The organism is Mameliella sp. AT18 (genome assembly GCF_028807275.1).
Lineage (GTDB): Bacteria > Pseudomonadota > Alphaproteobacteria > Rhodobacterales > Rhodobacteraceae > Antarctobacter > Antarctobacter albus.
In genome coordinates, this window is sequence record NZ_JARAMO010000087.1 from 1 (window position 1) to 15,115 (window position 15,115).

Here is a 15,115-nt window from a genome sequence, read left to right on the forward strand (position 1 = left end):
TTCCGGCTGGTGCGCGAGGCGCTGATCGAGCGTGAAGTGCTGTTGAGGGCGATGCCCCACATCAGCTGGCCGATGCGCTTTGTGCTTCCTTATCATAAGGATATGCGGTTCGATTCGGAAACGCCGACGTCGAAGCTGCTTGGGGTCTTTATGCCCTGGATGAAGGGGCGGCGCCCGGCCTGGCTGATCCGGCTGGGGTTGTTCCTCTATGACAACCTTGGCGGGCGCAAGATCCTGCCGGGGACGCGAACCGTGGACCTTGTGAACGGGCCGGAAGGCGCGCCGCTGGAGGACAGGTTCGAGAAGGCTTACGAATACTCCGATTGCTGGATCGAGGATTCGCGCCTTGTGGTCTTGAATGCGCGCGATGCAGAGGCCCGTGGCGCGCACGTGATGACCCGCACCAAGGTGCTCAGCGCGACCTGCGAAGATGGTCTGTGGCGCATCGAAACGCGCAATACCGAAAGCAACGCAATTCGCACTTTCTATGCGCGGATGCTGGTCAATGCCGGCGGCCCCTGGGTCGGCGACATCATCCAGACCAAGGCGCGGCTGAATTCACGCGAGGGGGTGCGCCTTGTCCGCGGCAGCCACATCGTCACCAAGAGGCTGTACGACCACGACAAGTGCTATTTCTTCCAGGGCACGGACGGGCGGATCATCTTTGCCATTCCCTACGAGACGGATTTCACGCTGATCGGCACCACCGATGCCGACCATGACGATCCGTCCACAAAACCGGAATGCACCCCGCAGGAACGCGACTACCTGTTGGATTTCGCCAACCGCTATTTCAAGCGCGACCTGACGGCAGAGGACGTCGTCTGGACCTATTCGGGCGTTCGCCCGCTCTATGACGATGGCGCCAGCAGTGCGACCGCAGCCACACGGGACTACACGCTGAAGGTCGATACCAGTGCCGGTGCGCCGATGCTGAACGTCTTTGGCGGCAAGATCACCACCTATCGCCGGCTGGCCGAAAGCGCGCTGGAGAAGATCGGCACACAGATCGAGGTCACGCAGGGCGCATGGACCGCCGGTGTGCCCCTGCCCGGTGGCGATTTCCGCGTGCGCGGCGTGGGGACACTGATCTCTGATCTCAGGGGGGGCTATCCCTTCCTGACCGAGTTCTGGGCCAGGCGGCTGGTGCGGGCCTACGGAACCGAGGCCGCCAAGGTGCTGGGGGATGCGAAGGAGGCCGCCGACCTGGGGCGCGATTTCGGCGCGACCCTGACCGAGGCCGAGGTGACCTGGCTGATGACACATGAATACGCGCGCACCGCCGAGGACGTGGTCTGGCGCAGGAATAAACTAGGGCTCCGGCTGGACGCCGGGCAGATCGAGGCCCTGGATGCCTGGATGGCCCGCAACCGTCACAGCACGCCCGCAGCAGCGGAATGAGGAGGAGGACCCGATGACGCTGGAACTGAAAGGCGTATCGAAGACCGTGGACGGGCAGGTGCATATCCACCCCACCGACCTGACGCTTGAAAAGGGCACGATGAACGTGCTGCTTGGGCCGACCCTGTCCGGAAAGACATCGCTGATGCGCCTGATGGCGGGGCTGGACGTTCCGGCGACGGGGCAGGTGGTCTGGAACGGCGAGGACGTGACCGGCCAGCGCGTGCAGGACCGCAAGGTGGCGATGGTCTACCAGCAGTTCATCAACTACCCGTCGATGAGCGTCTACGACAACATCGCCTCCCCGATGAAGCTGATGGGCTCGGACCGGGCCGAGATCGACCGCCGCGTGCGCGAGACCGCCGACCTGATGAAACTCACCCCGATGCTGGACCGCAAGCCGCTGGAACTGTCCGGCGGCCAGCAGCAGCGCTGCGCCCTGGCGCGGGCCCTGGTCAAGAACGCCGGGCTGGTGCTGCTGGACGAACCGCTGGCCAACCTGGATTACAAGCTGCGCGAGGAGCTGCGGGTGGAGATCCCCAAGATCTTCGAGGCCTCGGGCAGCATCTTTGTCTATGCCACGACCGAACCGGAAGAGGCGCTTCTGCTGGGCGGCAATGTCGCAACGCTCTGGGAGGGGCGGATCACGCAGTTCGGCCCCACGCCTGAGGTCTACCGCCAGCCGGTCGACGCCACGACGGCGCGCGTGTTCAGCGACCCGCCGATGAACTTCCTGCAGATTTCCAAGACCGGCGACCGGATCATGTTCGGCGACGGGCAAAGCGCGCAGGCGACGGGCAAGATCGCCGAACTGGGGGATGGCCGCTACACCGCAGGGTTCCGTCCCAACCACCTGGAGATCGGCAAACATGCCACGGACGCGATGGAGTTCAAGACCAGGCTGAACGTGACAGAGCTGACCGGGTCCGAAACCTTCGTGCACCTCGATCACCACGGCGAACGCTGGGTCGGCCTGATCCACGGCGTGCATGACCTGACGCTGGGCGATGAGCTGAGCGTCTGGCTGGACCCGCGCCATGTCTACATCTTCGGCGAGGACGGCCAACTGGTCGCGCCCGCCGCCTATGCGCTTGCGGCCTGAGGGGGGACACAATGGCCAAGATCACGCTAGACAACCTGGCGCATTCCTACCTGCCGAACCCGGCCAGCGAGGATGATTTCGCGCTGAAGGAGCTGAACCACGACTGGGAGGACGGGGCCGCCTATGCGCTTCTGGGGTCCTCGGGCTGCGGGAAATCCACGCTGCTCAACATCATCTCGGGGTTGTTGCATCCCAGCCAGGGGCGCATCCTGTTCGATGGCAAGGACGTCACCGGGGCGCCTACCGCGGAACGCAACATCGCGCAGGTGTTCCAGTTCCCGGTCGTCTACGACACCATGACCGTGCACGACAACCTGGCCTTTCCGCTGCGCAACCGCGGCCGGGACGAGGCCTATGTGGCCGAGCGCGTGCAGGAAATCGCCCGCATGATCGGCATGGAGGACATGCTGCGGAAAAAGGCGCGCGGCCTGACGGCGGACGCCAAGCAGAAGATCTCGCTGGGGCGGGGCATGGTGCGCAAGGACGTGAACGCGCTGCTTTTTGACGAGCCGCTGACCGTGATCGACCCGCACATGAAATGGGAACTGCGCACCCAGCTGAAAAAGCTGCACCACGATTTCGGCCACACGATGATCTACGTCACCCATGACCAGACAGAGGCGCTCACCTTCGCCGACAAGGTCGTGGTCATGTATGACGGTCGGGTCGTGCAGATCGGCACACCCGAAGAGCTGTTCGAACGGCCCGAGCATACCTTTGTGGGCTATTTCATCGGCTCGCCGGGCATGAACGTCATCCCGGCCAAGATCGATGGCAACAAGGCCTATATCAACGGGTCCTTCGTGGAGCTGGCGCAGGGGTACAAGCCGCTCGACGGCAAGGTCGAGATCGGCGTGCGGCCCGAATTCGCCCGCCTGAGCCAGTCCGAGGGCCTGCCCGTCAAGGTGCGCCGCGTCGAGGACGTGGGCCGCCACAAGATCATCCGGGCCGAGTTCTTTGGCACCGACATCAATATCATTGCGGGCGAGGATGACCGGATCAGTGCCGACATGAACCGCGTCACCTTCGATGCGGCTCACGTCAACGTCTATGCCAATGACTGGCGTGTGCAGGGGAGTGCGGCGTGATGGAAAAGACGGTCAATCAAAAAGCCTGGTTTCTTGTTCTGCCGGTTCTGCTGCTGGTCGCCTTTTCGGCGGTGATCCCGTTGATGACGGTGGTCAATTATTCCGTTCAGGACACCTTCGGGAACAACCAGTTCTTCTGGGCCGGTCTCGAATGGTTCAAGGAAATGCTCGAGTCCGAACGCATGTGGGACGCGCTGGGCCGCCAGCTGATGTTCTCGGGTATCATCCTTGCGATAGAGATCCCGCTTGGCATCTTCGTGGCGCTGAACATGCCCAAGGGCGGGTTCTGGGCCTCGCTTTGCCTGGTGCTGATGTCGCTGCCGTTGCTGATCCCCTGGAACGTGGTGGGGACCATCTGGCAGATCTTCGGCCGCGTGGACATTGGCCTGCTGGGCTACACGCTGGACGCGCTGGGCGTGAACTACAACTATACGCAGGACACCGTTGCCGCCTGGATCACCATCGTCGTGATGGATGTCTGGCACTGGACCTCTCTGGTGGCGCTTCTGGCCTATGCCGGGCTGAAGTCGATCCCCGACGCCTATTACCAGGCGGCCAAAATCGACCAGGCGAGCCGCTGGAAGGTGTTCCGCTTCATTGAACTTCCCAAGATGATGGGCGTTCTGATGATCGCGATCCTTCTGCGCTTCATGGACAGCTTCATGATCTACACCGAGCCGTTCGTCGTCACCGGCGGTGGCCCCGGCAATGCCACGACGCTGTTGTCGATCGACCTGGTCAAGATGGCGCTGGGGCAGTTCGACCTCGGACCCGCCGCCGCCTTCTCGCTGATGTATTTCCTCGTGATCCTGCTGATCAGCTGGGTGTTCTACACGGTGATGGTCAACCTCGACAAACGGGAGGGCTGAGTGATGGCCGACCTGAGTGCAAACCAATCGACTTCTCGCGGGCTGTCGCTGCCCCGGATCAACAGCCGGGCCGTGGTGATGACGCTGTACCTGCTGTTCCTGCTGCTGCCGATCTACTGGCTCTTGAACATGAGCCTGAAGACGAACACAGAGATCCTGAACGAATTCACGCTCTGGCCGCGTGACCTGACCTTTGCCAACTACGCCACGATCCTGACCGATCCGGCCTGGTACATGGGCTACGTCAACTCGCTGATCTACGTGGTGATGAACACGGTGATCAGCCTCGCGGTGGCGCTGCCGGCGGCCTATGCCTTTTCGCGCTATCACTTCATGGGTGACAAGCACCTGTTCTTCTGGTTGCTGACCAACCGGATGGCGCCGCCGGCCGTCTTTGCGCTGCCGTTCTTTCAGCTGTATTCCTCGGTCGGGCTGTTCGACACACATATCGCCGTGGCGCTGGCGCACTGCCTGTTCAACGTGCCGCTGGCGGTCTGGATTCTCGAAGGCTTCATGCGCGGTGTGCCCAAGGAAATCGACGAAACCGCCTATATCGATGGCTACAGCTTTGGCAGCTTCTTCGTAAAGATATTCACCCCGCTGATCGCCAGCGGCATCGGGGTCGCGGCCTTCTTCTGCTTCATGTTCTCCTGGGTGGAACTGCTGCTGTCGCGCACCCTGACCACGGTGGACGCGAAACCCATCGCCGCGATCATGACCCGGACGCAGGGCGCCTCGGGCATCGACTGGGGTGTGCTGGCCGCGGCGGGCATCCTGACCATCGTGCCGGGCGCGCTGGTGATCTACTTCGTCCGCAACTACATCGCCAAGGGTTTTGCCCTGGGGAGGGTCTAATGGCTTGGATTAAGATTTCTGCAGATGGCAGTACCAGAATCTCACGCTTGGTCTGTCCAGTCACTGAATCAAATGATGGAGAAGAATGGTCGGAGCTAACCGACACAGAACTCTCCTTTGACGCGCAAAAAATACTGTTCATTGAGAGATACGAAAGCGCTTTCCGTCTGAATTTTGGGCAAGGCTCAGAAGTTTTGATAACCTTTGAGGAATCCGCTTCGGCCGACAAATTCATTCAGAACTTGATGGTGAATTGACATGGACTGGATGGCATGGACCTGGCCGACCGCGATCTTCTTCATGGTCATCGCCACGCTGCTGATCACCTTCACGGTGCTGGCGATCAAGTTCCCGGAAACGCCCCGCACGGGCATTCTGCGGATCGAGACGACGCGCGGTGACCGGCTCTTCATCACGCTTCTCGGCTCGGCCTTCATCAACCTGGCCTGGCTTGGATTGGTCGGCGCAAACCAACCTTACGCGCTGATTGTCTGCCTGATCTACGCCGCGGCGGTCTTCCGCTGGGTGTAGCGACGGGCGCGGGGCCGGGACCAGAGGAGACCCGGCCGCGATCTGCTTGTTCCTCAGTCAATGGTTCAAAATGGGAGGAAACCAACAAATGAACCTCAACCTCAAGACAACCACGGCAGCGCTGCTGATCCTCGCGGGTCCGGCCTTTGCCGACATGGACGCCGCGCGCGCGTTCCTGGACAGCGAGATCGGCGATCTCTCTGCCCTGCCGCGCGACGCCCAGGAGGCGGAGATGCAATGGTTCATCGACGCCGCAGCACCCTTCTCGGGGATGGAGATCAAGGTCGTCTCGGAAACCATCACCACGCATGAATACGAAGCGCAGGTGCTGGCCCCGGCGTTTACCGCCATCACCGGCATCAAGGTCACGCATGACCTGATCGGCGAAGGCGACGTGGTCGAAAAGCTGCAGACGCAGATGCAGTCGGGCCAGAACATCTACGACGGCTACATCAACGACTCGGACCTGATCGGCACCCACTGGCGCTATCAGCAGGTGCGCAACCTGACCGACTGGATGTCGGGCGAAGGCACCGATGTGACCTCGCCCACGCTGGACCTGGACGATTTCATCGGCCTCAGCTTTACCACCGGGCCGGATGGCAAGGTCTACCAGCTGCCGACCCAGCAGTTCGCGAACCTCTACTGGTTCCGCTACGACTGGTTCAACGATCCCAAGAACCAGGAAGACTTCAAGGCCGCCTATGGCTACGACCTCGGTGTTCCGGTCAACTGGTCGGCCTATGAGGACATCGCCGAGTTCTTTACCGGGCGCGACCTGTCGCACATGGGTGTCGATGGCGAGATCTTCGGCAACATGGACTACGGCAAGAAGGACCCCAGCCTTGGCTGGCGCTACACCGATGCGTGGATGTCCATGGCTGGCATGGGAGACGTCGGTGAACCCAACGGCCTGCCGGTCGACGAATGGGGCATTCGCGTCAACGACCAGAGCCAGCCTGTCGGCTCCTGCGTTGCGCGCGGTGGTGCCACCAATGCCCCGGCGGCGGTCTATGCCGTGACCAAGGCGATCGAGTGGCTGGAGAAATACACGCCGCCCGCCGCCGCAGGCATGACCTTCTCCGAGGCGGGTCCGATCCCGGCGCAGGGCAATATCGCCCAGCAGATGTTCTGGTACACCGCCTTCACCGCCGACACGGTCAAGCCCGGCCTGCCGGTGATGAACGAGGATGGCACGCCCAAGTGGCGCATGGCGCCCTCGCCGCATGGTGTCTACTGGAAAGAAGGCCAGAAGGTTGGTTACCAGGACGCCGGTTCCTGGACGCTGATGAAGTCGACCCCGGTCGACCGTGCCAAGGCCGCCTGGCTCTATGCCCAGTTCGTCACCTCCAAGACCGTCGACGTCAAGAAGTCCCACGTCGGCCTGACCTTCATCCGCGAGTCCACCGTGCAGCATGACAGCTTTACCGATCGTGCGGACAAGCTGGGCGGCCTGGTGGAGTTCTACCGCTCGCCCGCGCGCGTGGCCTGGTCGCCGACCGGCACCAACGTGCCGGACTACCCCAAGCTGGCACAGCTGTGGTGGCAGAACATCGGTGACGCCATGTCTGGTGCCAAGACGCCGCAAGAGGCGCTGGACGCCCTGTGCGCCGACCAGGAACGCGTGCTTGAGCGTCTGGAACGTGCCGGTATCCAGGGCGACATCGGTCCCAAGCTGAACGACGAGCGTGACGCCGAATACTGGTTCGACCAGCCCGGCGCGCCCTTCGCCAAGCTGGACGACGAAGACGAAGAGCCCAAGACCGTCAGCTACGACGAGCTGATCAAGTCCTGGCAATAAGCCTTCCTCTCCGGTCGGGGCCCTTCGGGGCCTCGACCACCCCTTGTTTTCCCCCCATACTCGGCGCTGCGACAGCGCAACCTGAAATCGCTTTGAGGAGAGGCGGTCATGACCCATATTCTGGCCATCGATCAGGGCACGACATCCACCCGCGCCATCGTCTTCGATCCTTCCATGTCTGTCGTCGCCTCGGCGCAAGAGGAATTCCCCCAGCATTATCCGGCCTCCGGCTGGGTGGAACATGATCCGGCGGATCTCTGGGCCACCACCGCTGCCACCTGCCGCGCTGCGATCGAAAAGGCGGGCGGGGCAGCGATCGCCGCCATCGGCATCACCAACCAGCGCGAGACCACGCTGGTCTGGGATCGCAAGACGGGCAAGCCCATCCACAATGCGATTGTCTGGCAGGACCGGCGCACCGCGGACCTGTGCCGCAAGCTGAAGGATGATGGCTTTGAGGACATGGTGACGGATCGGACAGGTCTGTTGCTAGATCCCTATTTCAGCGGCACGAAACTGGCCTGGCTGTTGGGCAATGTCGATGGCGCCCGCGCGCGCGCCGAGGCCGGAGATCTGGTTTTCGGAACCGTCGACACCTGGCTGGTCTGGAACCTGACCGGCGGCGCGGTGCATGTGACTGACGCCACCAATGCGGCGCGCACCATGCTCTATGACATCCGCAAGGGCCGCTGGTCGCAAACGATCTGCGACCGGCTTGGCATTCCCATGTCGATGCTGCCCGAGGTCCGTGATAGCGCCGCCGATTTCGGCCAGACCCGCCCGGACCTTTTCGGCCGCCCGATCCCGATCCTGGGCATCGCCGGCGACCAGCAGGCGGCCACGGTGGGGCAGGCCTGTTTCGAACCGGGCATGTTGAAATCCACCTATGGCACCGGCTGTTTTGCCCTGATCAACACCGGCGATACGCCGGTCCGTTCGCAAAACCGCCTGCTGACGACCATCGCCTACCAGCTGGACGGCAAGCCGACCTACGCCCTCGAAGGCTCGATCTTTATCGCGGGGGCGGTGGTGCAATGGCTGCGCGACGGGTTGAAGATCATCCGCGAGGCGAAAGAGACGCAGCCGCTGGCCGAAGGCGCAGATGACGCGCAGAACGTGGTGCTTGTACCTGCCTTTACCGGGCTGGGCGCGCCCTATTGGAATGCCGAGTGCCGGGGCGCGGTCTTTGGCCTGACCCGGAATTCCGGCCCGGCAGAGCTTGCCCGCGCCGCGCTGGAAAGCGTCGGGTACCAGACCCGTGACCTGCTGGCTGCCATGCAGGCGGACATGGGCGGGGTCAGCGATGCCGTCCTCAGGGTGGACGGGGGTATGAGCGCCTCGGACTTTGCCATGCAGTTCCTGTCGGACATCATCGGCGCGCGGGTCGACCGGCCCAAGGTGCTGGAAACAACGGCGCTGGGGGCGGCATGGCTGGCCGGTCAACGCGCCGGGATCTACCCGGAACAGGCCGAGTTCGCGGCGGGCTGGGCGCTGGAGAAGAGCTTTGTCCCGGCGATGGACGAGGCCACGCGCCAGGGCAAATACGCGGCTTGGCAACGCGCGGTCGAGGCCACGATGCGTTTTTGAGAACGTGCTTGGCGGGGCTGTCGGGACGGCCCCGCCAAGCCGACAGGGCAGGCGGTCTCAGGCGTCGCCTTCGTCCAGGACCGCGCTGTCGCGGTCGGCCATCTGGGCCAGCTTGATCTGCATCAGTACCGACATTTCGTCGTAGTTCGTCCATTCATCGACGATGCGGCCGTTCTTGATGTGGAAATGGCTCATGCCCATGATCTGCACCCGCTTGCCGGTGGGCGCGCCGATCTCTTCCATCACGCCCCAGCCGAGGTGATGCCCCTCGATCAGCCAGCGCACGGCAACCTTGGTTCCGCCTTCCTCGCAGGGGACCGAACAGATGTGCTGCGGCATGTAGAACCCGTCCGGCACGGTGGCATAGAGGCCGACCGTCTGGTGCGTGACGGCGCCGTGGCCGTAGAGTTCCTTCATCAGGGGGCCGTGGTACTGGACCGTGGGGGCATAGACCTCGCGGATCTTGCCGAACATGCGCTTGTTGTGGATCTCGTGCAGCCACTCCAGTACCTCGCGTTCGAGGTCGGTATTGGCGATCTCGGTGTCAGGGGCGGTCTCGGGCGGGTACTGGCCGATCAGGCGGCGGTTTTCGCCCATGTCGACGGCCAGCAGCCCCTTTTCAAAGTAGGGCCGGGCGAGGCTTTCGGCGTAGGCTTGGGCGTCCAGCCCGATCTGTTTCACCTGCGCCATGCTGTCGACCACCAGCCATTCGCGGTAGATCATGTTCTCGTAGATCATGCAGTCGGCGATGGTGCGCGCGACAAAGGTGCGGCCCGTGGGCTTGCCGTAGATGCCGGGCTGGGTGTGCCGCCCGGTGCCGGTGACGAGGTGCGAGGTGTAAAAGCCATCGTCCTCGTTGCCGTTCCAGATCACCTGGGTGGCCATGCCGCGGCGTTCGGGCAGCATGAACATCCGCTTGATGGTGTCATGGACCACATCCTCGCGGTTATAGATCGTGCCGGTGGCGTGGTAGACGACGCAGTTATGCGTGTAGTGGGTATAGATCAGCCCCACGTCGCGCTCGTCCCAGATGCGGTGCGTGCAGCGGACGATGTAATCCACGATGTCGGTATAGATCGGGTCGAAACCCCGCATCGGTTGCGCGCGGTCGCGGCCTTCGGGGACGATGTCGACAAAGTCGCGCCGCTCGACCTGCAGCACGGATGCCGGGTTGGTCTTGCCCGGGGGCGTGTCCTTGCCCCTGGGTGCCGTTTCGCTTGCGGGCTGGTCCTTCGTGGCCATGTCTCTGTCCTGACGTTGCGGTTTCACTTGCGCGGAATGAAGCACGCAATGCATACGATTGCAAGTCTCGCGTCACTCCAGCCCGGCGCCCCGGCAGAAATGGCTCTGCATGCGGTCCAGAACGTCCACGCCCATCTGCATCAGCAGGTCCAGGATATCGAGCGGTACCCAGTTTTCGCGAATCAGGCCCTGGTGGTGCAGGTAGAAATCCATCACCCGCATCATCACCGGGCGTCCCGTGGCCGCGAGACCGAGGAAATCCGGGCCGTCATGCGTGGCGAAGACGCTGGGCCAGCCGCCGGTTACCGAGTAGGGTCCGTCGCCCACGCGGATATAGTGGCCACCCTTGTGCCGGGCCTTCAGTTCGGCGATTTCATCCCATTGCCCACCGCCCTTGCGACCGGGAAAGGCGCGGCGGAACGGCAGCTGATGATAATCCACAAAACCCTGCAGGCCGCGCGTCGTGCCGATGCCCGACGGCCCGTACCACATCATCATGGGGTGCCAGTGGTCCTTTTGCGGCATGGTCAGCAGGCCCTCGCGCCCGCGTTTCCCAAAGTCGTCGTAGGCCGCCAAAGTGCCGTGCATGGCAAGGGTTTGCGCGATGCTGGACGCGCCTTCTTCCGGGTCCTGCGGGGTGAATATCAGGCCGTCGCCGGTGATCGGCCCGGGCCACATGCCCTCTGTTCCCAGGCTGGGCGCCAATGGCCAGAAGCCGGCTTGCCGGATCACGTCCAGCACGTCCCACAGGCAGTTTGTCTGGACGATCTTGCCGTCGCGGATCTCGTGCACCTCGCCGTAGCGTAGGTAGATGGGGCGCCCGGTGGCGGGAATGGTCAGCCAGTCTTTCCGGAAGGTGCCACAGTAATGGCCCATCATGGCGACATAGGTGCGTCCCTCATACTCTCCGCCCATGACGATGAGGTCTCGCCGTTCCAGGTCGGGCAGGGCGGCCATCAGGGGCCGCCAGAGCGAATCGGTTAGGAAGTCCAACCCCACGCCCTCGTTTATCGGATGGGCGGCGCGCACCTCGACCTCGGGGTGGTAGAGCGCGGCAAGCTGGGCGCCCAGATCGGCCTGTCCGCTTTCGCAAAGTGCGGACAGATCCCTGTGCAGGCTGCGTTTCAGTGCGGTGATGTCAGTGGTCATCCTGGTCTCCCTTTGTGGGCATTCTGGCGTTTGCAGGAAATTATTGCAATCGTATTCATGAATTGCTACGGTAAGGTGGTTCCGGGCCATTGTCCGGGGCGACGCAAGGCAAATGACCATGACAAGCGCGCAACCCCGGGCGGAAAAGAGGCCGGGGTAGAAATCGGGAGGCTGTCCGGGTGGCCGGAAGGCGCGCGCAGTTCCAACGGGAGAGATCGGAATGAAGTTCAATGTTAGGGCAACGGTCGCCGCGGGTGCGCTGATTGCATCGGCGGGTGGCGCCTGGGCCGACTGCGGCATCGAGAGCGGATCGGTCCGCATTCTGTCGAATGACTTCGACGCGCTGCACGCGGTGGCCGACTGGGCCGCGAAATGTGCCAACGACAAGGTCGAGGTGACGAAGAACCACACCGAGGAACACAAGAACATCCAGGTGCCGGCGCTGACGACCAATCCGGCCAGCTACACCGTCGCCGTTGTCGCCACAAACTCCATCGTGCCGCTGCTCAGCGACGGTCTGATCCGACCCCTGGACGAATACGTCGAGAAATGGGGCGGCCAGCTGCAGGACAGCCAGAAGATCGTCGTCGACGGCAAGATCATGGCAATCGCCTTCATGGCCAATGCCCAGCACATGTTCTACCGCGAAGATCTGCTGAAGGAACACGGTATCCCCGTGCCCACCAGCTATGACGAGATGTTCGCCGCCGCCGACAAGCTGCGTGAGGCGGGCGTGATGCAGACGCCGATTTCCTCGAACTACATGCCCGGCTGGAACATCGCAGCCGAGTTCGTGAACAACTACCTTGCCACCGGCAATGACTTCTTCGTGCGCGGCAGCGCCGAGCTGGCGATCGACAACGAGGATGGTCTTCTCGTTCTCAACAACATGAAGAAGATGCTGGACTACATGAGCCAGGACTGGGCCACCTTCGACAGCAACGCGCAGAAGCCGCTGTGGGAAGCGGGCGAGGCGGCGCTGTCGATCTCCTGGGGGTCGCGTGCCGGGGCCTACATCGCCGATGACAACCCGGCGCCGGAAATCGCGGCCAATACCGCCTTTGCTGCGGCGCCCACGATCGGGGAGTACAGTATTCCCTCGGCGGCGCTCTGGTGGGACGGGTTCACCATCGCCAAGAACATCTCGGACGAGGATGCCGAGGCGTCGTTCCGTGCGATGATGAACGGCCTGTCGCAGGACATGCTGGCGGCCAACATGGATGCGGCGGTCTGGCTGATCGACGGCTACGAGCCGACACCGGCTGCCACTGGCGTGATCGCCGACCTGCAGGCCGGCGCGCGGCCCTACCCAATGTTGCCCTACATGGGCCTGCTGCACACCGCATTGGGTGACAACCTGGCAGAGTTCCTGCAGGGCAAGGAAAGCGCCGAACAGGCGCTGGCCGATGTGACAGCGGCCTATACCACCGCCGCCACCGAAGCCGGCTTCCTGAACTAGGGACGGTCCGGCCGGGGTCGCCGCAGGGCGGCCCCACTCACCCCAATCAGCGGAACGGATGACCTCGTGCCCCTGGCGGGCGCGACAAGGGGGAAGTCATGCCTCACAAGACGTTCATGGCCTTTATCTGGCCGTCACTCCTGGCGATGGTGTTGTTCATCGCGCTGCCGATCCTTTCGGTGGGCTACCAGTCGCTTTTCATCGAGCACAAACAGATCCTGATCGAGGCCGAGACCTGCGGGCCGTTCGGCTGCAACAAGGAAGTCACCGTCGACGTCGAGGCGATGGCCGACCTGCGGGCCGAACAACCGGCTGGCCGGTTCAACGGGCTGGGCACTTATACCAACGCCAGCCACCTTGCCTTCGACGAGATCGGCGAGATCTTTGCCACCAGCGAGAATTTCGGCGAGATCCGCAACCGGATCATGAACCTGCCGTTCTACAAGGCGCTGATCTTTACCCTGGCCTATACCTTCATCGTGACCCCGCTGGTGATCATCCTGGGCTTCATCATCGCGGTGGTGGTCAATTCCATTCCCAAGATGCTCAAGGGGCCGGTGATCTTCTTTTCGCTGCTGCCAATGCTGGTGACGCCACTGGTGGGGTCGCTGGTGCTGTTCTGGATGATCGACAGCCGGGGCATCATCGGGGCAGGGCTGCAGGCGCTGTTCGGGGATCCCACCCTGTCGCTCAAGGCCTCTCCGACGCTGACCTGGATCACGCTGTTCGTCTACGGTGTCTGGCATTCGGCGCCCTTTGCCTTTGTCGTTTTCTACGCCGGGCTGCAGACCGTGCCCAAGGATACGCTGGAATCGGCGATGGTAGACGGCGCCAGCCGGTGGGAGCGGGTGCGTTTCGTGACCATCCCCTACCTGATGCCGCTGGCGACCTTCATCGCGCTGATGCAGCTGATGGACAATTTCCGCATCTTCGAGCCGATCATCGGCTTCTCGGCCGCGGCCAGCGCCACCTCGCTCAGCTACCTCATCTACAACGATCTTCGCGCCGCTGAATCGCCGCTTTTCGGCTCTGCCGCGGCGACCTCGATGCTGACCATCGTCGGCGTGATCATCCTGCTGTTGCCGGTGCTGCGCCGCAACTGGCGCGAATTCAACCGCAAGACCTGAGGGAGGGCCGGACATGTCCAATCTTGCCAACAAGAAACCGCCATCTCTGGTGGCCCTGTCGACGGTATTCGTACTGTTCTGGCTGGTGGTTGCCGCCTTTCCCTTCCTCTGGACGATGTGGGGTTCCTTCAAGGTCGAGGGCGACTTCTTTTCCCGCGCCGACTGGATGAACGCGATCACGGGGCCGGTGACGGAACGCCAGCATGGCGGGCCTTTCACGCTGGACGGGTATCGCGGCGCCTGGATCGAGCAGGAATTCTGGCGCGCGGTGCTCAACACCGGCATCGTCGTCTTCTTCACCGTGGTGATCTCGCTGACGCTGGGCACGCTGGGCGGCTATGCGCTTGCACGGTCGGGGTTCAAGTACACCTTCTGGCTTTTGATGGCCGCGCTGGTGTTCAGGGCGATGCCGCATGTAACGCTGGTGTCGGGCTACCTGCTGCCCTTCTTCCAGATGAACATCTGGGGTTACCTGCCCACAACGATCATCGTGCTGGTGGCGATCAATCAGCCTTTCACCCTGTGGATGCTGCACAGTTTCTTCCTCTCGATCCCCAAGGATCTGGACGAGGCGGCGATGGTCGATGGCTGCACGCGCTTCCAGGCGTTCCGCCTGGCGATCATCCCGGTCATGTGGCCGGGCGTGGTGACGACGGGCCTGTTCAGCTTCCTGCTGGCCTACAATGACTTCACCGTCACCTCGATGCTTCTCACGCAGGAAAACGCGACGATGATCCCCAAGATCAACTCGTTCCTGGGGTCCACCCAGGAAGAGGGCAAGGTGATGTACGCCGTCGCCGCCGTCGTCTCGGCCATCGTGCCGCTCTTCGTGCTCATCCTGTTCTTCCAACGCCAGATCGTCAGCGGCCTGACCGCCGGCGCCGTCAAGGGATAAGGGGCTTTT

14 protein-coding genes are annotated in these 15,115 nt (G+C 62.9%); 12 read left to right on the forward strand and 2 right to left on the reverse strand.

Annotated features, from left to right (window positions below):
• From glpD to glpK, 9 genes are all read left to right on the forward strand, one after another.
• A partial coding sequence (glpD, locus tag PVW46_RS12230) for a glycerol-3-phosphate dehydrogenase (protein ID WP_274576056.1) occupies positions 1 to 1,401 on the forward strand: 1,401 nt, incomplete at its 5' end.
• A 13-nt stretch (positions 1,402 to 1,414) separates the two neighbouring features.
• Positions 1,415 to 2,503 (forward strand): ABC transporter ATP-binding protein, encoded by a 1,089-nt coding sequence (locus tag PVW46_RS12235; RefSeq protein ID WP_069209049.1) that lies wholly within the window; start codon positions 1,415 to 1,417, stop codon positions 2,501 to 2,503.
• Positions 2,504 to 2,514: 11 nt separating this feature from the next.
• Entirely contained in the window at positions 2,515 to 3,591 is a 1,077-nt protein-coding gene (locus PVW46_RS12240; protein WP_043138134.1) for an ABC transporter ATP-binding protein, read from the forward strand.
• On the forward strand, positions 3,591 to 4,460 hold the full coding sequence (locus PVW46_RS12245) for a carbohydrate ABC transporter permease (RefSeq protein ID WP_043138132.1): 870 nt from the start codon (positions 3,591 to 3,593) through the stop codon (positions 4,458 to 4,460). The genes PVW46_RS12240 and PVW46_RS12245 overlap by 1 nt, the downstream gene beginning before the upstream one ends.
• Before the next feature lie 3 nt (positions 4,461 to 4,463).
• A complete protein-coding gene (locus tag PVW46_RS12250) occupies positions 4,464 to 5,315 on the forward strand; it encodes a carbohydrate ABC transporter permease (RefSeq protein ID WP_043138130.1) in 852 nt (283 codons plus the stop codon).
• The gene (locus tag PVW46_RS12255; protein WP_069209050.1) at positions 5,315 to 5,572 is read left to right on the forward strand and encodes a hypothetical protein; all 258 of its coding nucleotides are present in this window, start codon (positions 5,315 to 5,317) and stop codon (positions 5,570 to 5,572) included. The genes PVW46_RS12250 and PVW46_RS12255 overlap by 1 nt, the downstream gene beginning before the upstream one ends.
• A 1-nt stretch (position 5,573) precedes the next feature.
• Positions 5,574 to 5,846, forward strand: a complete 273-nt coding sequence (locus PVW46_RS12260) for a DUF2160 domain-containing protein (protein WP_043138128.1) — start codon at positions 5,574 to 5,576, stop codon at positions 5,844 to 5,846.
• 88 nt (positions 5,847 to 5,934) lie between these two features.
• A complete protein-coding gene (locus tag PVW46_RS12265) occupies positions 5,935 to 7,647 on the forward strand; it encodes an ABC transporter substrate-binding protein (protein ID WP_069209051.1) in 1,713 nt (570 codons plus the stop codon).
• 108 nt (positions 7,648 to 7,755) lie between these two features.
• The gene (glpK, locus tag PVW46_RS12270; protein WP_069209052.1) at positions 7,756 to 9,234 is read left to right on the forward strand and encodes a glycerol kinase GlpK; all 1,479 of its coding nucleotides are present in this window, start codon (positions 7,756 to 7,758) and stop codon (positions 9,232 to 9,234) included.
• 57 nt (positions 9,235 to 9,291) lie between these two features.
• Here glpK and PVW46_RS12275 read toward each other — a convergent pair whose 3' ends face one another.
• Together PVW46_RS12275 and PVW46_RS12280 are read right to left on the reverse strand one after the other, a co-directional pair.
• Complete coding sequence (locus PVW46_RS12275) at positions 9,292 to 10,476, reverse strand: nuclear transport factor 2 family protein (protein WP_069209053.1); 1,185 nt, start codon at positions 10,474 to 10,476, stop codon at positions 9,292 to 9,294.
• 72 nt (positions 10,477 to 10,548) lie between these two features.
• The gene (locus tag PVW46_RS12280; RefSeq protein ID WP_083242245.1) at positions 10,549 to 11,625 is read right to left on the reverse strand and encodes an ester cyclase; all 1,077 of its coding nucleotides are present in this window, start codon (positions 11,623 to 11,625) and stop codon (positions 10,549 to 10,551) included.
• A gap of 220 nt (positions 11,626 to 11,845) precedes the next feature.
• Between PVW46_RS12280 and PVW46_RS12285 the strand changes: the two genes are divergently transcribed.
• The 3 genes from PVW46_RS12285 to PVW46_RS12295 all read left to right on the forward strand — a co-directional run bounded on the left by PVW46_RS12285 (position 11,846) and on the right by PVW46_RS12295 (position 15,106).
• Positions 11,846 to 13,084 (forward strand): ABC transporter substrate-binding protein, encoded by a 1,239-nt coding sequence (locus PVW46_RS12285; protein ID WP_069209054.1) that lies wholly within the window; start codon positions 11,846 to 11,848, stop codon positions 13,082 to 13,084.
• A 98-nt stretch (positions 13,085 to 13,182) separates the two neighbouring features.
• Positions 13,183 to 14,211 carry a carbohydrate ABC transporter permease gene (locus PVW46_RS12290; protein ID WP_069209055.1) on the forward strand — a complete coding sequence of 343 codons (1,029 nt, stop codon included), beginning with the start codon at positions 13,183 to 13,185 and terminating at the stop codon, positions 14,209 to 14,211.
• Positions 14,212 to 14,224: 13 nt separating this feature from the next.
• A complete protein-coding gene (locus PVW46_RS12295; RefSeq protein ID WP_043138112.1) occupies positions 14,225 to 15,106 on the forward strand; it encodes a carbohydrate ABC transporter permease in 882 nt (293 codons plus the stop codon).
• Positions 15,107 to 15,115: the final 9 nt, after the last annotated feature.